Origin of the sequence: Pseudarthrobacter naphthalenicus, from assembly GCF_029076445.1 — a bacterium.
In the GTDB taxonomy this organism is placed as follows: Bacteria; Actinomycetota; Actinomycetes; order Actinomycetales; family Micrococcaceae; genus Arthrobacter; species Arthrobacter naphthalenicus.
Map to the genome: position 1 here is coordinate 61,252 of NZ_JARESG010000013.1, position 23,588 is coordinate 84,839.

The window sequence follows — 23,588 nt, forward strand, 5'->3', positions numbered from 1 at the left end:
GTGGCGGACCAGACCGAGCCCGCACCGGTGGCCAACGTCAAGCGGGCCCTGACGGATTTTGGCCTCCGGGACACAGTGCGGGTCTTCAGCACGAGGGTGCCCACCGCGGCCGCGGCCGCCGAGGTCCTGGGTTGCGACGTCGCGGCGATCACCAACAGCCTGGTGTTTATGCTCGACGGCGGTCCGTTGCTGATACTCGCCAGCGGCGCCGCGAGGGTGGACACCGCCCTGGTGGCCGGCCATCTTGGAGCCGGAACCATCCGCCGGGCCAGCCCTGACTTCGTGCTAAAACACACCGGGCAGGAAGTGGGCGGCGTGGCACCGGTGGGGCACCCGGCTAGGATCAGAACCCTGCTGGACGAATCCCTGGCCGCCCACCCCGTGCTGTGGGCCGGGGCGGGAGACCACCATTCCATGTTCAGCATCACTTACGATGAGCTGAAACTCATGACCGCAGCCCAAGAGCTCAAGGTGCGCTAGGTGTGTGCCGACAGGTGCCCGCCCACGCCGCCGCGTGAGGCGGGGCAGCGCATGCATACGAAAGGCGCCGCATGATCGAGATCCTGAACCCCGACGAAGTGGCCCGCGCCAAGGAAACCGGCGCCGTGGTCGCTGAGATCCTGCAGACGCTGAAATCCCGCAGCACAGTGGGCACCAACCTCCTGGAGATCGATCAGTGGGCCAAGGCCATGATCCATCGGGCAGGAGCAGTGTCCTGTTACGTCGACTACGCGCCGTCCTTCGGTAACGGCCCGTTCGGACACTACATCTGCACGGGAGTCAACGACGCCGTGCTCCACGGGCTGCCGCGCGACTACACGCTTGCCGACGGCGACCTGCTGACGCTTGACCTGGCTGTCTCCAAGGAAGGCCTTGCTGCGGACGCTGCCATCAGCTTCATTGTGGGCGACTCGAAGCCTGCCGGGAGCGTGGCCATGATTGATGCAACCGAGCGTGCCTTGCGCGCCGGTATTGCGGTCGCCGGGCCGGGCGCCCGCATCGGCGATATCTCCTATGCCATCGGTTCGGTCCTCAGCGAGGCCGGCTACCCTGTGAACACGCAATTCGGAGGTCACGGCATCGGATCAACGATGCATCAGGACCCGCATGTGCCCAATACCGGGCGGCCGGGCCGCGGTTACAAGCTGCGGCCGGGGCTGCTGCTCGCGCTTGAACCGTGGGTCATGGAAGACACCCCGGAACTCGTCACCGACGCCGACGGCTGGACGCTCCGCAGCGCCACCGGTTGCCTGACGGCGCACACCGAACACACCATCGCCATCACCGAGGACGGCGCCGACATTCTCACCCTGCCCGGTTCCTAGGCCGGCGGTCACGTCAGGGTGCCCGGCGTTGTGGCCTAAGCCAGCGTGATCAGGTCCAGGTAGTCTTCGTTCCAGTGGTCTTCGACGCCGTCCGGCAGCAGCACAACCCGCTCAGGGTTGAGGGCCTCGACTGCGCCCTCATCGTGGCTGACCAGGACGACGGCGCCACTGTAGTTACGCAGCGCACCCAGGATTTCAGCGCGGCTGGCAGGGTCCAGGTTGTTGGTGGGCTCGTCGAGGAGGAGGACGTTGGCGCTGGACGCAACGATCGTGGCCAGGGCCAGGCGGGTCTTCTCACCGCCGGAAAGCACACCGGCAGGCTTCTCGACGTCGTCGCCGGAGAACAGGAACGAGCCGAGGATGCCGCGGACTTCGGCGTCCTTCATGTCCGGAGCCGAGGAACGCATGTTCTCCAGCACAGTCCGGTTTACGTCCAGGGTGTCGTGTTCCTGGGCGTAGTAGCCCACCTTCAGTCCGTGACCGGCGACAACTTCACCGGTGTCCGGCTTGTCAACGCCGGCGAGCATCCGCAGGAGCGTGGTCTTGCCGGCGCCGTTGAGGCCCAGGATGACCACCTTGGAGCCGCGGTCAATGGCAAGGTCCACATCCGTGAAGATCTCCAGCGAGCCGTAGGATTTGCTGAGTCCCTCTGCCGTGAGCGGGGTCTTGCCGCAGGGTGACGGGTCGGGGAACCGCAGGGCGGCCACGCGGTCATTCTCGCGGACGGCTTCCAGGCCGCTGAGGAGGCGCTCGGCACGCTTGGCCATGTTCTGCGCTGCAACGGCCTTGGTGGCTTTGGCCCGCATCTTGTTGGCCTGGTCGAACAGGACCTGCGCCTTTTTCTCGGCGTTGGCGCGTTCACGCTTGCGGGCGCGCTCGTCGGTTTCGCGCTGTGTGAGGTAGCGCTTCCAGTCCATGTTGTAGAAGTCGATCTGAGCCCGGTTCGCGTCCAGCAGGAAGACCTTGTTAACGGTGGCTTCCAGCAGTTCGGTGTCGTGGCTGATCACAATCAGGCCGCCCTGGTGGTTCTTGAGGAATTCGCGCAGCCACGCGATGGAGTCCGCGTCAAGGTGGTTGGTGGGCTCGTCGAGGAGCATGGTCTCGGCGTCCGAGTACAGGATGCGGGCCAGTTCCACTCGGCGGCGCTGGCCACCGGAAAGGGTCTTCAGCGGCTGGTTGAGGATCCGGTCCGGCAGGGCCAGGTTGGAGCAGATCGCGGCGGCTTCGGCTTCGGCCGCGTAGCCGCCGGCGGCGAGGAATTCGGATTCCAGCCGGTCGTAGCGGTTCATGGCCTTGCGCTGGACCTCGGCGTCGTCGCTGGCCATTTCGTCGTGTGCTTTCCGGAGCTTGCCGACGGCGATGTCCAGTCCGCGGGCAGCGAGGATGCGGTCGCGGGCGAGCTGTTCCATGTCCGGGGTGCGTGGATCCTGCGGGAGGTAGCCGATCTCGCCCGTGCGGGTGACTTTGCCGGCCGCGGGCAGGCCTTCGCCGGCCAGGACCCGGGTGAGGGTGGTCTTGCCTGCTCCGTTACGGCCCACGAGACCGATCTTGTCGCCCTTGTCGATGCGGAAGCTCACCTGGTCCATAAGGAGCCGGGCGCCGGCGCGCAGTTCAAGATCCTGGACAGTAATCACAGCAGGTAAGGCCTTTCACAACAGGGAAACGCCGCAGCTCTACGGATGGTGTCTGGAGCAGCCGGGCAGAATGGCCGGACAGAACGGCCTATCCAAGTCTACCGGCCCCAGCTTCTCCTCCTAACCGCCGGACTCCAGGCCGCTGCTTGTATCCAGCCTGCAGCCTGGCCGTGGCTGCTTAGTAGGTCTCCTACAAAAAAGCTCCCGACGGCGGCCGGTAACGTCAGGATCATCCCCATGCTCCGCTTGTACAACCACGACAGGACTACCCATGAGCCAGCCTGACACTGCCGTCACCGGCCCCGCCTCCTCCGACTCCCCCGCCCGCAGGCGCTGGGACGCGACCGACCTGGGCCTGATCGCCGTCTTCGCTGCCCTGGTTGCCGGCGCCGCGCTGGTCCCGGGCATCTCAGCCAACGTTTTCGGCGTCCCCATCACGTTCCAGACCCTCGCCGTGATGCTCACCGGCCTCATGCTTGGCCCGTCGCGGGGCTTCGCCGCCGTCGGCCTTTACACGCTGCTGGGCCTCGCAGGACTGCCGATCTTCAGCCAGGGCCGCAGCGGACTCGGCATCCTGGCCGGCCCCTCGGCGGGCTACATCATCGCGTTTCCCCTCGCCGCGGCCCTGGTGGGCTGGCTCGCCACGGTGATCATCCGGCGCACCTCAAAGGCCCGGGCGTTGTGGTTTTTTCTGGCCGCCACCGTAACCAGCATCACCCTGGTCCACACCCTCGGCGTCCTGGGAATGGCAGTGAACTCGAAGGCGACCCTCGGCGAGGCTTTCCTGGCCGACCTTGTCTTTTACCCCGGCGACATCATCAAGAACACCGCGGCCGCAGCGATCGCGGTTGCCCTGCACCGCGCTTTCCCCGACCTGCTGGTCCGCCGGGTCAAGCGCATCGGCGCCTAACCAGCCATGGCAACAATTTCCTTCCGGAACGCATCCGTGGCAGTGGCCATGGACGGCCGCCCGGTGCCCAAAACGCTCCTGGCCGATGTCACCCTGGAGCTGACCGAACAGCGCATCGGAGTGATCGGGGCGAACGGATCCGGGAAGTCCACCCTGCTCCGGCTGCTCAATGGCCTGGTCCGGCCCACACGGGGCACCGTGACGGTTGACGGCGCCGACACCGTCCGGGCGGTGCGGGCTGTCCGACGGCAGGTGGGCTTCGTCTTCACCGATCCGCTTTCACAGCTGGTGATGCCGACAGGGCGCGAGGATGTTGAACTGTCGCTCCGGCGTTCCGTGAGGAACGGCAGCGAACGCCGGAGCCTGGCAGAAGCGGCCCTGGACCGCTTCGAGCTCCTGGGCCTGGCAGACCAGAGCATCTACGAGCTCTCCGGCGGCGAACGCCAGCTGATGGCGCTGGCGGCCGTGCTGACTGTAAACCCGACGGTGCTGGTGCTGGATGAACCGTCCACGCTGTTGGACCTCCGAAACCGGGAGCTGCTCCGCCGCACCCTGTCCGGCCTTGGGCAGCAGATCATCATGTCCACCCATGACCTCGACCTGGCCATGGAAATGGACCGTGTGCTGGTGGTTGAGGAAGGGCGTGTGGTGTTCGACGGCGGCCCGGCGGCTGCCGTGGAAACGTACCGCAGGCTGTGCACCAGCGGGCTGGCCGCGCCGTGAGGGGCCATGGCTTCCTGCTGGCCAACTATGTTCCGGGCAACTCGGTGGTTCACCGGGCGCCGCTGTCCCTGAAGTTCCTGCTGGTGGTGGGGTGCGGGATGGCCTCGTTCCTCATCGTGGACTGGCTGGTGTCCGCCGCCGGCTTCACGGTGATGTGCGGGCTCTTCCTGCTGACGGGGGCCGGTCCGCGGCGACTGCTCAGCGCCGTCCGGCCCCTGCTGCCGGTCCTGCTGGTCATCGGTGCGTTCCAGTGGTGGCAACTCGGCGCTCCCACCGCGGCACGGATCGTCCTGAACATTCTGATCTGTGTGGTGGCTGCGGCCCTGCTGACGGCCACCACCCCGATGCAGCGCCTGCTGGACGGGGTGGTGTCGCTGGCTATCCCGTTCCGCCGCTTCGGCGCGGATCCCGAGCGCTTCGCCCTGACCATCGGAGTGATGCTGCGCAGCATCCCCTATATTGCCGGAGCGTTTGCCGATGTCCGCGATTCCGCCAGGGCACGCGGGCTGGAACGGAATCCGCGGGCACTGGTCCTGCCTGTCTTCATCACCACCGTGGCTTACGCCCGCCAGACCGGCGAGGCGCTGGCAGCCCGGGGACTCGGTGATGCTGAGGACTGACCGGCACGTCATCGAGCGGCGAGGTCTCGCCGCTATGCCGGCTCCTTAGCGCTGAGACGTCGCCGCTCGATCCGTGATGGCCTCGTAGCGCAGCAGCGCGGCCGTGCCCATGCCGCCGGCGCTGCTGATCATGGCCAGAGCCAGCGCACCATCATTCCCCGCACTCCGGGCCTGGGCCAGTAGCCGGGTCACGAGCACCGCTCCTGACGCGCCGTAGGCATGCCCCAGAGCCAGCGCTCCACCGTCACGGTTCACCCGGTCCGGGTCAATGCCCAACCGGTCCAAGCACGCCAGGGTCTGGGAGGCGAACGCTTCGTTGAACTCCACCATGTCCACGCTTGCCGCGGACATTCGCTGTGCCGCCAACAGCCGTTCTGCGGCGAACGCTGCGCCGAGGCCCAGCAGCCCAGGCTCCACGCCTGCCGTGTCGGTCGCCAGCACCAGGAACCCGTCGGCCACGCCGAGTTCCCGGGCACGCTGCAGGGAGGTGATTACGACGGCGGAGGCGGCGTCAGCATCGAAGCACGAGTTTCCGGCGGTGACAGTTCCTCCGGGTACGAAGGCAGCCGGGAACCTTGCCAGGACCGCCGCGTTGAGTCCCGGCCGCGGACCGTCATCTGCGCGGACTGTTCCGGAGGGGGTTTCCAGCGGGATGATCTCGCCAGCAAATTGGCCAGCCGCGGCGGCAGCCAGGGCACGCTGATGGCTTTGCAGCGCGAGGGCATCCTGCCGCTCCCGGCTGACCGAACCATGCGCGGCGACGTTCTCCGCCGCCACACCCATGTCCGGGTCGCCGTAGCTGAGCGGCACAAACTGGGCCCGCGCGAAGAAGGCGGGTTCGCCGTCGTCGTTCCGGTATGCCCGCAGCGGCGCGGTGCTGATGCTTTCCACTCCCCCGGCGAGATACACGGGGTTGCCGCCGGCGGCCACCAGCCGGGATGCGAGGGCGATCGCGTCCAGGCCGGAGCCGCACTGCCGGTCAAGCGTCAGCCCGGGCACGCTGACGGGAAGGCCCGCTTCCAGCAGGGCCAGCCGGGCAACATTGCCTCCGCCGCCCACGGCGTTGCCGATCATGACATCTGACACCGCGGCCGGGGAAAGCCGGCACTCGCTCAGGAGCTGTCCCAGCACCGGCGCCAGCAGTTGGTGTGCGCGCAGGTCCTTCAGGGCCCCGTTGGCCCGGCAAACGGCAGTGCGCCGTGCCGCAATGATCACGGGTTGCCGGTCCGCCGGCAGCACCTCAGCGTTCAAGCTGGCGCACCCTCGGGTCGCGGGAACCGATCCATTCGAGCAGGATGTTGCGGCTAATCTTGCCACGGTCGGTGGTGGGCAGTTCAGCCAGGCAGAAGTACTGCAGCGGGCGCTTCTCGCGCGAGAGGATGTTTTCGATGCCGGCTTTCAGCTGGGTGGCGCTCATTCCGCCGTGGGCCGGCACTACCCCCGCCACCACCCGCTGGCCCCGGATGTCGTCGGGCATGCCCGCTGCAACGGCGGCAGCCACGCCGGGCACGGAAGCCAGTGCCAGCTCCACCTCGTGCGGGTAAACGTTCCTCCCGGAGGTCACGATCATGTCCGCCCGCCGGCCGAGGATATGCAGTTCGCCGTCGGCAAGATACCCCTGATCGCCGACTGTGAGCCAACTGCCGAAGGAGCGGAGGGCCTGGCCGTCATCGCCCCACAGATAGCCGTTGCTCACCATGGCGCTTTGAACGCAGATGTTGCCGATGGTCCCGTCCGGCAGCGTGGAACCCGCGTCGTCGAGGATCCGAACCTGCACGCCGGGGAAGGCTCGGCCGATCCCCGTGCCACCGGCGTCTGGCTCCCCGGCGGGCAGGCCCAGGCCGGACACAAAGCTCAATTCGGACGCCCCGTAGTACTCAAAGATGGTGGCGTTCGGTGCCCAGCGGCGGGCGGCTTCAAGGGTGCGGGCATCGAGCTTTGAACCGGCGCAGATGATGGCGCGGACACCGGTGGCATCAACGCCCCCGGCGAGGCCGCGCTCACTGAGCAACCGCAACATGGTGGGCACCAGGACCAGGCGGGTGACGCCGTCGTGCGTGATCGCAGTGTGGACATCGCCGACGTCGAACCCGTCCAGCGTATGGAACTCCGAGCCCGCATACAGGCACTCGGCCAAGGCATAAAGGTTAAGGCTTGCCGCGAGGGGACCGGGGGCCAGCGTCACGTCGTCCCGGCGCAGCCCAAAGAACTCGATGGAGGCGTCGAAGGATTCCCGCCAGGACTGCCGCGTGCGGGTGAACGCCTTGGGCACGGACGTGGTTCCGGAGGTGAGGCCGATCAGGAAGGTCGATTCCGGCGCGCCGTCGGCCAGTGCGTCCGCCGGGGAGACTACGCCCGGCAGGACAGCTGCGGTGAGATTTTCCCTGATTCCGCTGAGCAGCGCCTCTGGCCATGCGGGATCCAGCACAGCACACTGCCGCTCACCGGCCACCGCCGCAGCGAACCGGACCACAAAGTCCACCGAGTTGTGTTCGGCCAGGACGGTCACAGCAGCGGTGGCGGGGACGGCCGCTGTGGCGGCATGGTGAAGCTCGGCCCAGCCCAGGCGGCGGCCCGCCGCCAGCACGGCGGTGTCATCGGGCCGTTCGTCGGCCCAGCGCCGGATGTTGTCGAGAAAAGGCATCTCTCAACTTTACCGGCGTGACCCGCTGCAGCGGCTCCGGCACCGGCTATTGTGACTTCATGAGCTTCAATGACAACGTCCAGCTGGACCCATCACAGGTGCAGGACCGCCGCGGCATGGGCCGTGGCGTCAAAGTCGGCGGCGGCATCGGCGGCGGGATCATCCTGCTGATCGCTGCCCTCCTCGGCGTTAACCCGGCCCTGTTGGAGGGCCTCACCGGCGGTGCCGGGCAGGAGACCCAAAGCCAGGGCACCGCGCCAGCATGCGCCACGGGGGCGGATGCCGACGCCCGGCTTGACTGCCGGATTACCGGCACCGTCAATAGCCTGAACGCGTTTTGGCCGGCCTACCTGCAGAATTACAAGGTCCAGTATCCCCAGCCCAAAGCCGTCATCTTCAGCGGCGGGACCAACACCGGTTGCGGTGCGGCTACCACGGCCGTGGGCCCGTTCTACTGCCCCACTGACACCACCGCCTACTTCGACCCCGGATTTTTCCAGGAACTCGTGGACCGGTTCGGCTCCTCCGGCGGCCCGCTCGCCCAGGAGTATGTCGTGGCCCATGAATTCGGGCATCACATCCAGAACATCCTGGGCGACCTGGACCGCGCCCAGCAGGATCCGCAGGGGCCCGAGTCCGGCTCAGTCCGCACCGAACTTCAGGCAGACTGCTACGCAGGACTGTGGGCCAAGCATGCCTCCACCACCGCGGACCCTGCCACCGGGCAGCCCTTCCTGGAACCGCTGAAGCAGCAGGACATCAACGATGCGCTCTCGGCAGCAGCGTCCGTGGGCGACGACCGGATCCAGAAGGCGGCTACCGGTCGGGTGTCCCCCGAAGGCTGGACGCACGGTTCCAGCGAAGAGCGCCAGCGGTGGTTCTCCCGCGGCTACCAGACCGGTGACATCACCCAGTGCGACACGTTCTCGGCGACCAGCCTGTAATCTGATCCACCGACTGCTGAGTATCAGCCCTTTTGAGCGGTCAAAAGGGCTGATACTCAGCAACGGATGAGGGAACGACGACGGCCGGTTACCTTCCAAAAGGAAGGTAACCGGCCGTCGTCGTGCGTCTTAGATGTTGAAGCCGAGGGCCCGCATCTGGTCTTTGCCGTCGTCGGTGATCCGTTCCGGACCCCATGGCGGCATCCACACCCAGTTGAGGCGCCATTCGTCCACAACGCCGTCCAGGGCCTTGCCTACCTGCTCCTCGATCACGTCGGTGAGCGGGCAGGCGGCCGTGGTGAGGGTCATGTCGATCAGCAGGGCGCCGTCGTCGTCCGAGTACTTCAGGCCGTACAGCAGCCCAAGGTCGACGATGTTCACGCCGAGCTCGGGGTCGATGACGTCCTTCAATGCCTCTTCGATATCTTCGAGGTCCGTTTGGGCCGCTTTGATTTCGGTCATGGCGTAAGTCCTAACTAGGCCTGTACTGCAGCGATGGTGGCGGCGCCGGCGCCCTTGGCGTAACGGTCGTAGCCTTCTTCTTCAAGGCGGTCAGCCAGTTCCGGACCGCCCTCTTCGACAACCTGGCCATCGACGAACACGTGGACGAAGTCAGGCTTGATGTAGCGCAGGATCCGCGTGTAGTGCGTGATGAGCAGTGTGCCCATGTTGCCGCCTTCATGCGCGCGGTTGACGCCTTCGGAGACAACCTTCAGTGCATCCACGTCGAGGCCGGAGTCGGTTTCGTCCAGGATGGCGAACTTCGGCTTGAAAAGCTCCAGCTGAAGGATCTCCACACGCTTCTTCTCGCCGCCGGAGAAGCCTTCGTTGACGTTGCGCTGTGCGAAGTCCGCATCGATGCGCAGCTGGGCCATGGCGTCCTTGACGTCCTTGGTCCAGGTGCGCAGCTTGGGTGCTTCGCCGTCAATGGCGGTCTTGGCCGTGCGGAGGAAGTTGGTCATGGAGACGCCGGGGACCTCCACCGGGTACTGCATGGCCAGGAAAACTCCGGCGCGGGCGCGCTCGTCAACGCTCATCGTGAGGACGTCTTCGCCGTCGAGGGTGATGGTGCCGCTGGTCACCTTGTAGCGCGGGTGGCCGGCGATGGTGGACGCCAGGGTGGACTTGCCGGAACCATTGGGGCCCATGATGGCGTGGGTCTGGCCGGTCTTGATGGTCAGGCTGACGCCCTTCAGGATCTCCTTGGTGCCCTGCTCCGTGTCAATGCTGACGTGCAGGTCCTTGATCTCAAGAGTAGACATACGTCTTGTTCTCCTCTGCACCGGGCCTCTCGGCGGCGGTGCGGTCTGTGTCTGGAAGTTTGGTTCTGTTGCTGGGTAAAGACTGGCGCTAGCTGAAGTTCGGAGCCTGTGCCCCGTTGAGGACGTTGGTGAAGTCCACGTAGACCTCATCTCCGCGGATCTCGACGGCGAACACCGGCACGGGATCGTAGGCCGGCAGCTGCAGCGGCTCGCCGGTGCGCAGATCGAACTGGGAACCATGGCCCCAGCATTCGATCATGCACCCCTCCACTTCACCCTCGGACAAGGAAATATCCGCGTGTGAGCAGGTGTCCCCGATGGCGTGGATTTCTCCCATGGAATCCTTGACGATGGCTACCGGGTAGTCATCGATCAGGATCCGCAGCGCCTGCTTGACCTGGATTTCATCGGTCCTGCAGACAAGTTCGCCCTTTGGCTCGTCAGTCATCGGTGTGTCCGTACCCTCTAGTTGTTCGTTACGGCGAGTTCGCGCTCAACAGCTTCGGTCAGCCGCTCTGCGAGGGCCGGGACCTTGATCTGCTGGATGATCTCGTTCAGGAAGCCGCGGACCACCAGGCGGCGGGCAACATCCTCGGGGATGCCGCGGGCCATCAGGTAGAACAGGTGCTCGTCGTCCAGCCGACCGGTGGCGCTGGCGTGGCCGGCGCCCTTGATCAGTCCGGTCTCGATCTCCAGGTTGGGGACCGAGTCGGCGCGGGCGCCGTCGGTGAGCAGGAGGTTGCGGTTGGCTTCGTAGCTGTCGGTGCCCTCGGCTTCCTTGCGGATCAGGACGTCGCCCACCCACACAGCGTGCGCGTCGCGGCCCTGCAGTGCGCCCTTGTACAGGACGTTCGAGGTGCAGTTGGCCACTGCGTGGTCAACGAACAGACGCTGTTCCAGGTGCTGGCCGGCGTCGGCGAAGTACAGGCCGAACATTTCAGCCTCGCCGCCGGGAGCCGTGAACCGGGCTGACGGTGTGACGCGGACCAGGTCGCCGCCAAGGCTGACCACAACGTGCTTGAGCTTGGCGTCGCGGCCAATCTTCGCCTGCTGCGAGGACGCGTGCACAGCGTCCCCGTTCCATTCCTGGAGCGAGACAACCGTGAGGTCGGCGCCGTCTTCAACAATGATCTCGATGTTCTCGGACACCACGGCCGAGCCCTGGTGGTCCAGGACAACGACGGACTTGGAGAACTTCTCCGCCACGATCACCAGGTGCTGCGCTGCCGCCTCCGTGGAGGTGCCTTCGATCACAACGGTGATTTCGGCGTCGGCCTCAAATTCGGCCGGGACGGTGAGGACGGTGGCCTCGGTGAAGTTCTCCCAGGCATTGGCGGACACGCGGTCCTCCGGGATGCCGGCCGAGCCGATGCGCTTGTCATCGCGGGCCACCGTTTCCACCGTGACCTGCGCGGGGGCGCTCACGGTGACGGTGGGTGCAGCACCGGCCAGAACCTCGCTGTGCAGGCCGCGGAGGCGCTTGAGCGGGGTGAACCGCCAGTCCTCTTCGAGGCCGGTCAGCGGCTTGAAGTCCGCCAGGTTGTAGGAGGTCAGCCGGCCGGCGCGTGAGCTGTCCGGGATGCCCACGCCGCCGCCGTGCGAGTGGCTCTTGACCGCTTCGCCGGCGAGCGGGGCCTTGGATTTGGCCGCGTTGATCGGAGACAGGCTTTCGCCTTCTTCGGTGAAACCGTCAATAAACGGCTGGGCCGAGGGCGCGCCCATGCGGGCCTTTTCAGTAGTGATTTCAGTCATCGTTATCCGACGGACCCTTCCATCTGCAGTTCAATCAGGCGGTTCAGCTCGAGTGCGTACTCCATCGGGAGTTCGCGGGCAATGGGCTCGATGAAGCCGCGGACGATCATAGCCATGGCCTCGTCTTCGCGCATGCCGCGGGACATCAGGTAGAAGAGCTGCTCTTCGCTGACCCGGGAAACAGTTGCTTCATGGCCCATCACCACGTCATCCTCACGGATGTCGATGTACGGGTAGGTGTCCGAACGGCTGATGGTGTCCACCAGGAGCGCGTCACACCGGACGGTGTTGGCCGAGTGCTTGGCGCCTTCACGGACCTGGACCAGGCCGCGGTAGGCGGCACGGCCGCCGCCGCGGGCCACGGACTTGGAAATGATGGAGCTCTTGGTGTTCGGCGCAATGTGCACCATCTTCGAACCCGTGTCCTGGTGCTGGCCGGCACCCGCGAAAGCGATGGACAGGGTTTCGCCCTTGGCGTGCTCGCCCACCAGGTAGACGGCCGGGTACTTCATGGTGACCTTGGACCCGATGTTGCCATCGACCCACTCCATGGTGGCGCCCTCTTCGCAGATGGCACGCTTGGTCACGAGGTTGTACACGTTCGTGGACCAGTTCTGGATGGTGGTGTAGCGGACGCGGGCGCCCTTCTTCACGATGATTTCCACGACAGCGGAGTGCAGCGAGTCCGACGTGTAGATCGGGGCGGTGCAGCCTTCGATGTAATGGATGTAGGAGTCCTCATCGGCGATGATCAGGGTCCGCTCGAACTGGCCCATGTTTTCCGTGTTGATGCGGAAGTATGCCTGCAGGGGGATGTCCACGTGGACGCCCTTGGGCACGTACACAAAGGAGCCGCCGGACCAGACAGCCGTGTTCAGCGAGGCGAACTTGTTGTCGCCCACGGGGATGACCGTGCCGAAGTATTCCTGGAAGATCTCCGGGTGCTCGCGCAGCGCGGTGTCGGTGTCCAGGAAGATGACGCCCTGCTTTTCGAGGTCCTCACGCAGCTGGTGGTAAACCACCTCGGACTCGTACTGGGCCGCGACGCCGGAAACCAGGCGCTGCTTTTCGGCTTCGGGGATGCCGAGCTTGTCGTACGTGTTCTTGATGTCCTCAGGCAGTTCCTCCCAGCTGGTGGCCTGCTTCTCGGTGGACCGCACAAAGTACTTGATGTTGTCGAAGTCGATGCCGGAGAGGTCTGCACCCCAGGTGGGCATGGGCTTGCGGTCGAAGTACTTCAGGCCCTTGAGGCGAAGGTCGAGCATCCACTCGGGTTCGCTCTTTTTGTCCGAGATGTCACGGACTACTTCGTCGTTGATGCCGCGGCGGGCGTTGGCGCCGACGTCGTTCTTGTCGGACCAGCCGTACTCGTATGTACCGATGCCGTGGAGCTCGGGATTCTTTTCCAGAATCTCCGAGATCACAGTGTCTTCGGCTACCGCTTTCTCTGATAGTTGGTCCGTCATCACGGCCTTTCTTGCTGATGGTTGGTTACTTCATTCAGGCCGGCGGGGGCTGCATGGGGGACGTGGGGTCCCCCTGCAGCCAGCCGTCCTGTGGGTATGTGGGTGGTGCAGACGTGGCCGCCCCGCGCCAGGGTGGACAGACGGCGCACGTCCACGCCCACCAGCCGGGAGAACACTTCGGTCTCCACGTCGCAGAAAACAGGAAAGTGGGCGGCGAGCTGCTGGATGGGGCAGTGACCCTGGCACAGCTGGACGCTGGAGAGCGCCGCCGGAAGGGGTGCTTTGGCTTCAATCGATGCCGCTGAAGCCACGAACCCGTCGCGGCTGAGGGCCTCGGCCAGAACCCGGGCACGAGCGGTGATGTCCGGCCCGGCCTGCTCGATTTCCGGCGCGTAACGGCGTTCCATCTCCGAGAAGCGTTCGACGGCGAACTGGCGGACAGCCTCCTGGCCCGCCACTTCCTGGAGCTGCTGGAGCGCGAGGGTGGCGATGTCGAGGTAGTCGTTGCCAAGCTTCGACTGTCCCTGGGAGCTCAGAACGTAGCGCCGCGCGGGGCGACCCGCGCCGGCGCCGGCCTTGGCCACGCGTTTAACTTCGATGACACCGCTGCGGTCCAGGTGGTCAAGATGCCTTCGGACAGCCGCGGGGGTGAAGCCGAGCATGTCGCCGAGTTCCGCGGCGCTGATGGGTCCATGCTCCAGAACGGCACTCAGCACGCGGTCCCGGGTACGCTCGTCCGGGTCCGCCACCGTTGAAACGGCGGCGTGGCCGCGCTCCGGGGCGGTGCGCGGCGCTCCGTGCCCGGCAACGGGCACAACAGTAGCGTTGGTCATGGAATACACAACACAATCATGTCGTAATTTAGTCCCCCGTTCCAGTAAGGCGAGGCTGACCTGTGCTCCGGGCGGCCGCCGGCGCCGACAACCCGCCAAGTACTACATCGCGTAGAATGCTGGGGTGCGATCCCCCGAATCCCCGGTTCTGACCATCAGCGGGCTGATAAAAGATGTTGGTCCGCTGGCCAGCCTGGATGGAAAGATGCTCCGGGTGGTCAGCGGCGTCTCCCTCATCGCCGAACGCGGCCAGGTAACCGCGCTGCTCGGAGCCAACGGGGCGGGAAAGACCACCACCATCGAATGTGCCCAGGGCCTGCAGGCCCGCACCGGCGGCACCATCTCACTGCTGGGACAGGATCCCGGCCGGGCGGGGGCAGACCTGCGCTCCCGCGTCGGGGTGATGCTCCAGGATGGCGGGCTCCCGCCGTCGGCCCGTCCCATTCCCCTTCTGCGCCATATCGCCGGAATGTACGCCAAACCGCGCTCCGTTGACGAACTCGTGGACCGATTGGGCATTGAATCCTTTGCCCGGACCTCTGTGCGCCGGCTCTCCGGTGGCCAGAAGCAACGGCTTGCCCTGGCAGCGGCACTGATCGGCGACCCCGAGGTGCTGTTCCTGGACGAGCCCAGCGCAGGGCTGGATCCGCAGTCGCGGCAGCTGGTTTTTGAGCTCATCGCGGAGCTGCGGGATGCCGGCATGGGAATCATCCTCACCACCCACCTGATGGACGACGCCCAGCGGCTGGCCGACTACGTTTACATCATCGACGCCGGCCGGAACGTCGCGGAGGGCACGGTGGCGCAGCTTCTTCAGCGGGAACCCGCCGTCGAGTCCGGCGAGCATATCCGTACCCTTCTCTTCGAAGCCGAAGCCGGTCTCAACCTCTCCGGCGTCCTTCCCGAGTCCATTACCGTCCGCGAAACGCGTGCCGGCAGCTATATTGCCAACGGGCCGCTCACAGCCCAGGACCTGGCCGCACTCACCGCCTGGTGGGCCGCCCATGGTGTGATGCCCAGTTCACTCAGCCTTGCGGCGCGAAGCCTCGAAGACGTGTTCCTGGATGTTTCCGGAAAGGATGTCCGATGACCGGCACCACGGATCCGGTGATGCGCCAACAGCCCGCACCCCTCATGCGGCGCATCATGCTGCAGGGTAAATACGAAGCTGTCGCGATGCTCCGGAACGGCGAGCAGCTCATCCTTGCAGTGGTCCTGCCGCTGCTCGCCCTCGTTGGCCTGACCGTCACGCCGCTCCTGGACGGCCTTGGCGGCACCCGCATCAACATCGCGGTCCCCGGCATCCTCGCGCTCTGCGCCCTGTCCACCGCCTTCACGGGACAGGGCATCGCCACCGGGTTCGACCGCCGGTACGGCGTCCTGCGTTTCCTGTCCACAACGCCCCTGGGCCGCGGCGGCCTCATTGCCGGAAAGGTCCTGGCCGTCCTGACCGTGCTGGCCATCCAGGTTGCCGTGGTCACTGCGGTGGCTCTTCCCCTCGGCTGGAGTCCGCCCGCTTCAGGCTGGTTGCCGGGCCTGGCCTTGCTCGTCCTGGGCGCGGCTGCCTTCACCGCCCTCGGGTTGCTCGTCGCCGGCACCGTCCGGCCTGAGGCCACCCTGGCCATCACCAACCTCCTGTGGATCCTGCTCGGTGCGCTGGGCGGGATAGTGATTCCGGCCGACCGGCTGCCCGCCCTGGCCCAGGGGATCGTGCACTACCTGCCCTCGGGCGCATTGGGTGCGGCCTTGCGCGAGGCCTTTCTCTTCGGCACCGTTAATTCAGGTGCCGCCCTAATACTGCTGCTGTGGACAGTCCTTGCCGGAGCTGCAGCCATCCGTTGGTTCAAGTGGAATTGAGATATTCGTGAGCACGGCTTCACGCCTCCCTGAGTTTGCCGGTCGCCTGACATCGCGGCTGCCCCGTACCGTCGACGCCCGGGTCCGCCGCCTTGCCGTGGCCTCACTCATTGGCCAGACCCTGCTGGTGGTGACCGGTGGCGCGGTCCGGCTGACCGCGTCCGGGCTGGGGTGCCCCACCTGGCCTCGCTGTACCGACACGTCCCTGGTCAACACGGCCGAGATGGGAATCCACGGCTTCATTGAGTTCGGCAACCGGCTCCTGACCTTCGCCCTGGCCGCCGTTGCGGTGCTGATGCTGGTCTACTTGTGGAACCTGCGCCGGGAGCGCCGCGACCTGTTCCTGCTGGCCCTGGGCCTGCTGGCCAGTATCCCCGCTCAGGCAGTCATCGGCGGCATTACCGTCCTGACCAACCTCAACCCGTGGGTGGTGGGCCTGCACTTCCTGGTGTCCATGGCCCTGGTCGTCATCGCAACCTTATTGGTCAACCGGGCATACGGCCGGACCGGGCGTTTCGCCGTCGCCACGTTGCCCGCCTTGCCGGGAGTACTGCGCCCGGTGACCGCCGCCGTCGCGCTGTTCTCCGCCCTGGCAGTCATGCTGGGTGTGGTGGTCACCGGAGCCGGTCCGCACGCCGGAGATGCCGATGCGCCGCGTAACGGGCTGGACTGGGACCTGTTCTCGCACATCCACGCCGTACCGGCCTACCTGGTTACTGCCGGAACACTGTTCGCGCTCGTGCTGGTGTTTACGCGCCGGATACCCGGGTTGTTCCGCACGGCAGCCATTCTGCTGCTGGCAGTGACGCTGCTGCAGGCCGTCATCGGCTTCACGCAGTATTACAACGGGATTCCCGCCCTGCTGGTGGGGGCGCACATGCTGGGCGCCGCACTGCTGATGGGCGCAGCAACCAACGCGGCCGACGTCGCACATTCCAGCCCGACGAAGTAGCCCCCCGGCGCGCAGCCGGGCAGCGCAGCGCGCCCGAATGCCGGACGACGAAGTGCCACGGTCCCCCGGACCGTGGCACTTCCGTTTCCAACGCTCTCTCACTTAATGCGCTAAATTCCCGAACGCTCTCTCACTTAATGCGGAAGACAGCGCACTCCAGGCCGGCAGCGAAAGACCCTCCCTCGCCTTGAAGGTCGAAGGAGGGTCAGGTGCTTTCCAAGGAAAGTGCAAGAGCGTTGGAAGAAAACCCACATTAAGTGAGAGAGGGTCCGGCCGCCCGGGACGGGGTGGCTTAGCCGACGATGGCGGATCCGATGAAGGGGTCCACGGCCAGGGCGATGAACAGCAGCGTCAGGTAGCTGATGGAGCCGTGGAAGACCTTCATGGCCCGCTTGTCCGGGATGTCCTCGCGCTGGGCCCGGCTGTACAGGGCATGTGATTCGTAGAGGAACCAGGCACCGGCAAGGACGGCAGTGATCGTGTACACCCAGCCCGCGCCACCGGCCGGCACCATCAGGAGGGAGCACACCACCATGGCCCAGGCGTAGAGGACAACCTGGACGGAGACCACCTTGGCGCCCGCAATCGCGCCGAGCATGGGCACGTTCGCGTTACGGTAATCCTCGCCGTAGCGCATGGACAGGGGCCAGTAGTGCGGCGGAGTCCACAGGAAGATGACCATGAACAGGATGATGGCCGGCCATTCCACGCGTTCCGTGACGGCCGCCCACGCGATCACCACGGGGAAACAGCCTGCGGCCCCGCCCCAGACGATGTTCTGGGCCGTGCGGCGCTTGAGGATCAGCGTGTAGATGACCACGTAGAAGAAGATCGCCGCCACCCCGAGCCAGGCGGCGAGCGGGTTGGCCCCGAACCAGAGAATGGCGATGGCAGCCACACCGAGGAGCCAGGAGAAGATCAGCGCCTCCCGCGGGGTCACCTCACCGGTGACGAGGGGCCGGTTTTCGGTCCGGTGCATCAGTTTGTCGATGTCGCGGTCAAAGTAACAGTTAAAGGCCCCGGCGCTACCGGCGGCAAAAGCACCGCCTACCAGGGTGGCCAGGATCAGTCCGATCGAGGGGAACCCGCGTTCGGCGAAGATCATGGTTGGCAACGTACTGACGAGCAGCAGCTCGATGACGCGCGGTTTAGTGAGGGCGAAATACGCCTTGGCCTTCCGGGCCAGTCCGGCTCTCCCCCATACGGGGGCGGCGTTTAACGGCGTATCGGTTGTGCTCACGGTGGCAGTCACCCGTTCTTGTTGGCAGTTCTGTCTGTCAGGACAGCTGGATCTCGCGGCCGTCGTTCCCGGGTAACCCGCCGTTGTCCTCGGTCCAGGATCCCGGTAGCGCCGCAGGCGCACGCACCCGAAGGGCGCAGCAACGCGGCGTCAGCCTCCAAATATCATACCGTGCGCATTTTGCACCAGATCCCCGCACAATAAGCCCAGATGATCGCTCACAGTCCGATTCGAGCAGATTAACTCAACCTCACGGAACACGCATTCACATAAAGCGAAATTGCGTCCAAAACGTGAGATTTGGGCCGCCCGCAGAATGGAATGGAGCTAAGCTGTCACCAGATCAGCACACCAAAAGAACGCGCTGGAAACTGCGTTCCAGCGGCCAGTGTCTGAGTAAAAAGATCCACGTTTCGATGGTGAACGGCTGGTACACCGCAGCGGCACCTCAGCGTGCCGTTGACCGGATCCGCCGTCCCGCCATCAGCATAGAGAGGGGCCCGGTTTTCGTGCCACATTTGGAAGAGCAAGAACTGTCATGGACCAGCTTGGACCAGCGCGCGGTGGACACAGTCCGTGTCCTGGCCGCAGACGCTGTGGAGAAGGTCGGCAACGGCCACCCCGGTACGGCCATGAGCCTGGCTCCGGCCGCTTACCTTCTCTTCCAGAAGCTCATGCGCCACGATCCCCGCAATCCGGACTGGCTGGGACGTGACCGTTTCATCCTCTCACCCGGCCACACGTCGCTGACCCTCTACATCCAGCTGTTCCTCTCCGGCTACGGCCTGGAACTGAAGGACCTGGAAGCGCTGCGCACCTGGGGTTCACTGACGCCGGGCCACCCCGAGTACAAGCACACCGCCGGCGTGGAAATTACCACCGGCCCGCTGGGCCAGGGCCTGGCCTCCTCGGTGGGCTTCGCCTACTCCCAGCGCCGGATGCGCGGCCTGTTCGACGCCGACGCCGCCGAGGGAACCTCCCCGTTTGACCACACCATCTGGGTCATCGCTTCCGACGGCGACATGCAGGAAGGTGTGACGTCCGAGGCTTCCTCGCTGGCCGGGCACCAGGAGCTGGGCAACCTCGTGGTGATCTATGACGAGAACCACATCTCCATCGAGGACGACACCGACATCTCCTTCACCGAGGACGTCCTGAAGCGCTACGAGGCCTACGGCTGGCACACCCAGCGCGTGGACTGGACCAAGACCGGCGAATACGTCGAAGACGTGCAGGAACTGTACTCCGCGCTGCTGGCCGCGAAGGCCGAGACGTCCAAGCCGTCCATCATCTCGCTGCGCACCATCATCGGTTACCCGGCCCCGAAGAAGCAGAACACCGGCAAGATCCACGGCTCGGCCCTGGGCGCCGACGAGGTCGCAGGCCTGAAGTCCGTGCTCGGCTTCGACCCGGAGAAGTCCTTCGACGTGGACCAGGACGTCCTGGCCCACGCCCGCTCTGTAGTGGACCGCGGAGCCGCCGCCCACAAGGAATGGGAAGAGTCCTTCAACGCCTGGCAGGCAGCCAACCCTGAAGGCGCGGCGCTTCTGCAGCGCATCGAGGCCCGCGAACTGCCGTCAGGTCTCGACGCTGCCCTTCCGGTCTTCGAAGCCGGCAAGGACGTTTCCACCCGCGCAGCGTCGGGCAAGGTCCTGAATGCACTGGGTCCGGTCATGCCGGAACTCTGGGGCGGTTCGGCTGACCTCGCCGAGTCCAACAACACCACGATCGAGGGCTCGCCGTCCTTCATCCCGGTCTCCCGCTCCACCGATGCGTGGAAGGGCAATCCCTACGGCCGTGTCCTGCACTTCGGCATCCGCGAGCACGCTGCGGCGTCGATCGTGAACGGCATCTCGCTGCACGGCCGGACCCGCGCGTTCTCCGGCACGTTCCTGATCTTCTCCGACTACCAGCGCCCGGCCATCCGCCTCGGCGCCCTGATGGGCGTCCCCTCGCTGTACGTGTGGACGCACGATTCCATCGGCCTCGGCGAGGACGGCCCCACCCACCAGCCGGTGGAGCAGCTCGCCTCGCTGCGCGCCATTGTGGGCCTGGACGTTGTCCGCCCCGGTGACGCGAACGAGGTTGCCGCAGCCTGGAAGACCATGCTGGAGAACCACTCCAACCCGGCCGGCATCGTCCTGACCCGCCAGAACATCCCCACCTACGCACGTGGTGAAGGCGCGGCCGACGGCGATACGTTCGGTTCAGTTGCGGGCGTCGCCAAGGGCGGCTACGTACTGGCCGAAGCGTCGAAGGACGGCGCCACGGTTCCGGCCGACGTCATCCTGATCGGCACCGGTTCCGAGGTGCAGCTGGCCGTCCAGGCCCGCGAGGCGCTCCAGGCCGAAGGCATTGCCGCCCGCGTGGTTTCCATGCCGTGCGTCGAATGGTTCACCAAGCAGGACGCCGCCTACCGCGAGTCCGTGCTGCCCGCCGCCGTCAAGGCCCGCGTCTCGGTCGAGGCCGGCCTGGCCCTGGGCTGGAGGGAGTTCGTCGGCGACGCCGGCCGCTCCATCAGCCTCGAACACTACGGCGCTTCCGCCGACTACAAGCGCCTCTTCAAGGAGTTCGGCATCACCGCGGAGGCAGTCGCCGCCGCCGCCAAGGACTCCCTCGCAGGCCTGCAGGCCTAACCAAGATTCCAGGAGATAACACCATGACTACCCCCACACAGCAGCTCTCCGACGCCGGAGTGTCCATCTGGCTCGATGACCTTTCCCGCAGCCGCCTCGAGACGGGCACCCTGCGCAAGCTCATCGAAGAGAAGAACGTGGTTGGCGTGACGACCAACCCGTCCATCTTCCACGCCGCCATCACGGCCGGCACGGACTACGACGCCACCATCTCCGCCCAGGCAGCGGCAGGCGCCACCGTCGAGGAGACCATCTTCAAAATCACCACCACCGACGTCGCCGACGCCTGCGACCTGTTCGCCCCTGTGGCAGCAGCGACCAAGGGTGTGGACGGCCGCGTGTCCATCGAAGTTGACCCCCGCCTCGCCTGGGACACCGCCGGCACCATCGCCGAAGCCAAGCACCTTTACAAGAAGGTCAATAAGGACAACGTCCACATCAAGATCCCGGCGACGCTTGAAGGCCTGGAAGCCATCACCGCCACCCTCGCCGAGGGCATCAGTGTTAACGTGACGCTGATCTTCTCGCTGGAGCGCTACCGCGCCGTCATCAACGCGTTCCAGTCCGGCCTGGAGCAGGCCAAGGAGAACGGCCACGACCTCGCGAAGATCCACTCGGTGGCCTCCTTCTTCGTCTCCCGCGTGGACACCGAGATCGACAAGCGGCTCAACGCGATCGGCACCGACGAAGCCAAAGCCCTCAAGGGCAAGGCCGGCGTGGCTAACGCCCGCTTGGCCTACCAGGTATACGAGGAACTCTTCGCCACCGAGCGCTGGGCCGTCCTTGCTGCGGCCGGCGCACGTCCGCAGCGTCCCCTGTGGGCATCCACCGGCGTCAAGGACCCGGCGTACCCGGACACCCTCTACGTCACGGAACTCGTCGCTCCGGGCGTCGTCAACACGATGCCGGAGAAGACCCTCGATGCCACGTTTGACCACGGCGTGGTCACCGGTGACACCATCTCCGGTACCTACGCCGATGCCAACGCCACGCTGGACGCCCTGGACGGGCTGGGCATCTCCTACAACGAGGTGGTGGCCCTCCTCGAATCCGAGGGCCTGGACAAGTTCGTGGCCAGCTGGAAAGAACTGCTGGCCGACGTCGAAGGCGCGCTCGCCTCTGCACGGAAGGCTTCCTAACCCACTATGAGCACACTCAGCTACGACGCTACCGGCGCCGCGCAGCAGGCCCTCGAGCAGCACCTTCCCACCCTTGTGGCGGACCGCATCGCTACCCGGATCTTCGCGAAGGACCACACCCTGTGGGGTCCCGACGCCGAGGCCGAGTCCGCTGTCCGCCTCGGCTGGGTGGAGGCGGCCACCGTCTCGCAGGCGTTGGTGCCGGGCATCCTTGAGCTCCGCGATGCCTTGAAGGCCGATGGCGTGACCCGGATCGTGCTGTGCGGGATGGGCGGTTCCTCGCTGGCTCCCGAGGTCATTGCCGGCACCGCCGGCGTCGAGCTGACTGTGCTGGACAGCACGGATCCGGACCAGGTCCGTGCTGCCCTCGCGGACCGGCTGGCCGAAACCGCGATTGTGGTTTCGTCCAAGTCCGGTTCCACCCTGGAGACCGACTCGCAGCGCCGGATCTTCGAGCATGCCTTCACCGAGGCCGGCGTCGATGCGAAGAGCCGGATCATCGTGGTCACCGATCCCGGTTCCCCGCTGGATGCGGCATCACGCGAGGCCGGCTACCGGGCAGTGTTCAATGCGGACCCGAACGTCGGCGGCCGGTACTCGGCCCTGACCGCGTTCGGCCTGGTCCCTTCAGGGCTGGCCGGGGTGGACATTCAGGCCTTCCTGGATGAGGCCGAGGAAGCCGCCGAGGTCCTTAATGACGACGCGCCCGAGAACATTGGTCTGGCTCTCGGGACGGCCCTGGGCGGCACCAGCCCGCTGCGGAACAAGATCGTCATTGCCGAGGACGGGTCCGGGATTGTGGGTTTCGCTGACTGGGCCGAACAGCTCATCGCCGAATCCACGGGCAAGCTTGGCACCGGCGTCCTGCCGGTGGTGGCCGGCCCGAACTCCCCGGAGGTCAGCTCCGGGGCGGACGACGTCCTGGTGGTCCGGCTGGTAGCCGCGGACGCCGACGTCGAACTCGGTGCCAACGAAGTAGCCATCGCCGGGGGCCTGGCCACGCAGATGATGGTGTGGGAGTTCGCCACCGCTGTTGCCGGCCGTCTGCTGGGGATCAACCCGTTCGACCAGCCTGACGTGGAGGCGGCGAAGGTGGCCGCCCGCGGTCTGCTTGACGCCCAGCCCGAGCCCACGCCGGCCGCGTTTGTGGACGGTGTTATCGAGGTCCGCGGCGGTGACTGGCTGCGTGGTGCGGCCACGGCGGAGGAAGCCGTGGGTGCGCTCCTGGGCACGCTCGACGACGACAGTTACCTCAGCGTCCAGGCGTACTTTGACCGGCTGGCCTTCGCCGGCCTGGAAGGCATCCGCGACCAGCTCGCCGAGGTCAGCGGCCGCCCTGTCACCTTCGGGTGGGGCCCGCGGTTCCTGCACTCCACCGGCCAGTTCCACAAGGGCGGTCCCGCGATCGGCGTGTTCCTCCAGGTCACGGCGGCCCCCGCGGAAGATCTGGCCATCCCGGAGCGTCCCTTCACGTTCGGGGAACTGATTGCCGCCCAGGCCGCGGGCGACGCCCAGGTCCTGGCCGGACACGGGCGCCCGGTCCTGCGCCTGCACCTCACCGACCGCGCCGCCGGCGTCGCCCAGCTGCAGGAGATCATCGCAGCATTGGCCTCCCGGTCCGCATCCGTTACCGACAGCTAAGGTTCCACAG

22 protein-coding genes are annotated in these 23,588 nt (G+C 66.1%); 12 read left to right on the top strand and 10 right to left on the bottom strand.

The genetic code is table 11. From position 1 onward, the window contains the following. Both PY310_RS13800 and map read left to right on the top strand, forming a co-directional pair. On the top strand, window positions 1-480 hold the full coding sequence (locus tag PY310_RS13800; protein WP_275215028.1) for a YbaK/EbsC family protein: 480 nt from the start codon (window positions 1-3) through the stop codon (window positions 478-480). A gap of 71 nt (window positions 481-551) precedes the next feature. Next, window positions 552-1,325 carry a type I methionyl aminopeptidase gene (gene map, locus PY310_RS13805; protein ID WP_275215029.1) on the top strand — a complete coding sequence of 258 codons (774 nt, stop codon included), beginning with the start codon at window positions 552-554 and terminating at the stop codon, window positions 1,323-1,325. 35 nt (window positions 1,326-1,360) lie between these two features. Here the strand turns inward: map and PY310_RS13810 are convergent, their stop codons facing one another. Continuing rightward, entirely contained in the window at window positions 1,361-2,959 is a 1,599-nt protein-coding gene (locus PY310_RS13810) for an ABC-F family ATP-binding cassette domain-containing protein (RefSeq protein ID WP_275215030.1), read from the bottom strand. A 271-nt stretch (window positions 2,960-3,230) separates the two neighbouring features. On the opposite strand from PY310_RS13810, the gene PY310_RS13815 reads away from it, so the two are divergent. The 3 genes from PY310_RS13815 to PY310_RS13825 are packed head-to-tail and all read left to right on the top strand — an operon-like array spanning window position 3,231 to window position 5,212. Continuing rightward, window positions 3,231-3,869, top strand: a complete 639-nt coding sequence (locus PY310_RS13815) for a biotin transporter BioY (protein WP_275215032.1) — start codon at window positions 3,231-3,233, stop codon at window positions 3,867-3,869. Between the two features lie 6 nt (window positions 3,870-3,875). Continuing rightward, entirely contained in the window at window positions 3,876-4,592 is a 717-nt protein-coding gene (locus PY310_RS13820) for an energy-coupling factor ABC transporter ATP-binding protein (RefSeq protein ID WP_275215033.1), read from the top strand. Continuing rightward, window positions 4,589-5,212, top strand: coding sequence for an energy-coupling factor transporter transmembrane component T family protein (locus PY310_RS13825; RefSeq protein WP_275215034.1), 624 nt, complete (start codon window positions 4,589-4,591; stop codon window positions 5,210-5,212). Before PY310_RS13820 ends, PY310_RS13825 begins: the two co-directional genes overlap by 4 nt. Before the next feature lie 45 nt (window positions 5,213-5,257). Here PY310_RS13825 and PY310_RS13830 read toward each other — a convergent pair whose 3' ends face one another. Both PY310_RS13830 and PY310_RS13835 read right to left on the bottom strand, forming a co-directional pair. Further along, window positions 5,258-6,463, bottom strand: a complete 1,206-nt coding sequence (locus PY310_RS13830) for a thiolase family protein (protein ID WP_275215035.1) — start codon at window positions 6,461-6,463, stop codon at window positions 5,258-5,260. Next, window positions 6,453-7,856, bottom strand: a complete 1,404-nt coding sequence (locus PY310_RS13835) for a class I adenylate-forming enzyme family protein (RefSeq protein ID WP_275215037.1) — start codon at window positions 7,854-7,856, stop codon at window positions 6,453-6,455. Before PY310_RS13835 ends, PY310_RS13830 begins: the two co-directional genes overlap by 11 nt. Window positions 7,857-7,915: 59 nt before the next feature. On the opposite strand from PY310_RS13835, the gene ypfJ reads away from it, so the two are divergent. Next, complete coding sequence (ypfJ, locus tag PY310_RS13840) at window positions 7,916-8,800, top strand: KPN_02809 family neutral zinc metallopeptidase (protein ID WP_275215039.1); 885 nt, start codon at window positions 7,916-7,918, stop codon at window positions 8,798-8,800. 129 nt (window positions 8,801-8,929) lie between these two features. On the opposite strand, the gene PY310_RS13845 is transcribed toward ypfJ, so the two are convergent. The 6 genes from PY310_RS13845 to PY310_RS13870 form a co-directional block, all read right to left on the bottom strand. After that, window positions 8,930-9,262 (bottom strand): metal-sulfur cluster assembly factor, encoded by a 333-nt coding sequence (locus tag PY310_RS13845; protein ID WP_275215040.1) that lies wholly within the window; start codon window positions 9,260-9,262, stop codon window positions 8,930-8,932. A gap of 14 nt (window positions 9,263-9,276) precedes the next feature. Beyond that, complete coding sequence (gene sufC, locus PY310_RS13850; protein WP_275215041.1) at window positions 9,277-10,062, bottom strand: Fe-S cluster assembly ATPase SufC; 786 nt, start codon at window positions 10,060-10,062, stop codon at window positions 9,277-9,279. A gap of 88 nt (window positions 10,063-10,150) precedes the next feature. Then, window positions 10,151-10,510 carry a non-heme iron oxygenase ferredoxin subunit gene (locus tag PY310_RS13855; RefSeq protein ID WP_275215043.1) on the bottom strand — a complete coding sequence of 120 codons (360 nt, stop codon included), beginning with the start codon at window positions 10,508-10,510 and terminating at the stop codon, window positions 10,151-10,153. A gap of 17 nt (window positions 10,511-10,527) precedes the next feature. Next, window positions 10,528-11,814, bottom strand: a complete 1,287-nt coding sequence (gene sufD, locus PY310_RS13860) for a Fe-S cluster assembly protein SufD (protein WP_275215045.1) — start codon at window positions 11,812-11,814, stop codon at window positions 10,528-10,530. 2 nt (window positions 11,815-11,816) lie between these two features. Then, a complete protein-coding gene (sufB, locus tag PY310_RS13865; RefSeq protein WP_275215047.1) occupies window positions 11,817-13,280 on the bottom strand; it encodes a Fe-S cluster assembly protein SufB in 1,464 nt (487 codons plus the stop codon). Beyond that, complete coding sequence (locus PY310_RS13870) at window positions 13,280-14,122, bottom strand: helix-turn-helix transcriptional regulator (RefSeq protein ID WP_275215048.1); 843 nt, start codon at window positions 14,120-14,122, stop codon at window positions 13,280-13,282. Before PY310_RS13870 ends, sufB begins: the two co-directional genes overlap by 1 nt. 115 nt (window positions 14,123-14,237) lie before the next feature. Here PY310_RS13870 and PY310_RS13875 point away from each other — a divergent pair, with 115 nt between their 5' ends. Genes PY310_RS13875 through PY310_RS13885 form a run of 3 tightly spaced genes read left to right on the top strand, consistent with a single transcriptional unit; the run spans window position 14,238 to window position 16,922 of the window. Next, window positions 14,238-15,203, top strand: coding sequence for an ABC transporter ATP-binding protein (locus tag PY310_RS13875; protein ID WP_275215049.1), 966 nt, complete (start codon window positions 14,238-14,240; stop codon window positions 15,201-15,203). Next, a complete protein-coding gene (locus PY310_RS13880) occupies window positions 15,200-15,970 on the top strand; it encodes an ABC transporter permease (RefSeq protein WP_275215050.1) in 771 nt (256 codons plus the stop codon). The genes PY310_RS13875 and PY310_RS13880 overlap by 4 nt, the downstream gene beginning before the upstream one ends. A 7-nt stretch (window positions 15,971-15,977) precedes the next feature. Further along, window positions 15,978-16,922, top strand: a complete 945-nt coding sequence (locus PY310_RS13885; RefSeq protein ID WP_275215051.1) for a COX15/CtaA family protein — start codon at window positions 15,978-15,980, stop codon at window positions 16,920-16,922. 292 nt (window positions 16,923-17,214) lie between these two features. Here the strand turns inward: PY310_RS13885 and PY310_RS13890 are convergent, their stop codons facing one another. Next, complete coding sequence (locus PY310_RS13890; protein ID WP_275215052.1) at window positions 17,215-18,174, bottom strand: heme o synthase; 960 nt, start codon at window positions 18,172-18,174, stop codon at window positions 17,215-17,217. Window positions 18,175-18,680: 506 nt separating this feature from the next. On the opposite strand from PY310_RS13890, the gene tkt reads away from it, so the two are divergent. The 3 genes from tkt to PY310_RS13905 are packed head-to-tail and all read left to right on the top strand — an operon-like array spanning window position 18,681 to window position 23,578. Next, the gene (tkt, locus tag PY310_RS13895) at window positions 18,681-20,798 is read left to right on the top strand and encodes a transketolase (RefSeq protein ID WP_275215053.1); all 2,118 of its coding nucleotides are present in this window, start codon (window positions 18,681-18,683) and stop codon (window positions 20,796-20,798) included. A 23-nt stretch (window positions 20,799-20,821) separates the two neighbouring features. Further along, window positions 20,822-21,937, top strand: coding sequence for a transaldolase (gene tal / locus PY310_RS13900; RefSeq protein WP_275215054.1), 1,116 nt, complete (start codon window positions 20,822-20,824; stop codon window positions 21,935-21,937). Window positions 21,938-21,943: 6 nt separating this feature from the next. Beyond that, entirely contained in the window at window positions 21,944-23,578 is a 1,635-nt protein-coding gene (locus PY310_RS13905; protein ID WP_275215055.1) for a glucose-6-phosphate isomerase, read from the top strand. Window positions 23,579-23,588 lie beyond the last annotated feature (10 nt).

Coding starts and splice junctions, on each gene's coding strand:
- sufC (WP_275215041.1), bottom strand. CDS start 10,062: ATGTCTACTCTTGAGATCAAGGACCTGCACGTCAGCATTGACACGGAG.
- PY310_RS13905 (WP_275215055.1), top strand. CDS start 21,944: ATGAGCACACTCAGCTACGACGCTACCGGCGCCGCGCAGCAGGCCCTC.
- PY310_RS13820 (WP_275215033.1), top strand. CDS start 3,876: ATGGCAACAATTTCCTTCCGGAACGCATCCGTGGCAGTGGCCATGGAC.
- PY310_RS13855 (WP_275215043.1), bottom strand. CDS start 10,510: ATGACTGACGAGCCAAAGGGCGAACTTGTCTGCAGGACCGATGAAATC.
- sufD (WP_275215045.1), bottom strand. CDS start 11,814: ATGACTGAAATCACTACTGAAAAGGCCCGCATGGGCGCGCCCTCGGCC.
- PY310_RS13880 (WP_275215050.1), top strand. CDS start 15,200: ATGACCGGCACCACGGATCCGGTGATGCGCCAACAGCCCGCACCCCTC.
- map (WP_275215029.1), top strand. CDS start 552: ATGATCGAGATCCTGAACCCCGACGAAGTGGCCCGCGCCAAGGAAACC.
- PY310_RS13845 (WP_275215040.1), bottom strand. CDS start 9,262: ATGACCGAAATCAAAGCGGCCCAAACGGACCTCGAAGATATCGAAGAG.
- ypfJ (WP_275215039.1), top strand. CDS start 7,916: ATGAGCTTCAATGACAACGTCCAGCTGGACCCATCACAGGTGCAGGAC.
- PY310_RS13835 (WP_275215037.1), bottom strand. CDS start 7,856: ATGCCTTTTCTCGACAACATCCGGCGCTGGGCCGACGAACGGCCCGAT.
- sufB (WP_275215047.1), bottom strand. CDS start 13,280: ATGACGGACCAACTATCAGAGAAAGCGGTAGCCGAAGACACTGTGATC.
- PY310_RS13815 (WP_275215032.1), top strand. CDS start 3,231: ATGAGCCAGCCTGACACTGCCGTCACCGGCCCCGCCTCCTCCGACTCC.
- tal (WP_275215054.1), top strand. CDS start 20,822: ATGACTACCCCCACACAGCAGCTCTCCGACGCCGGAGTGTCCATCTGG.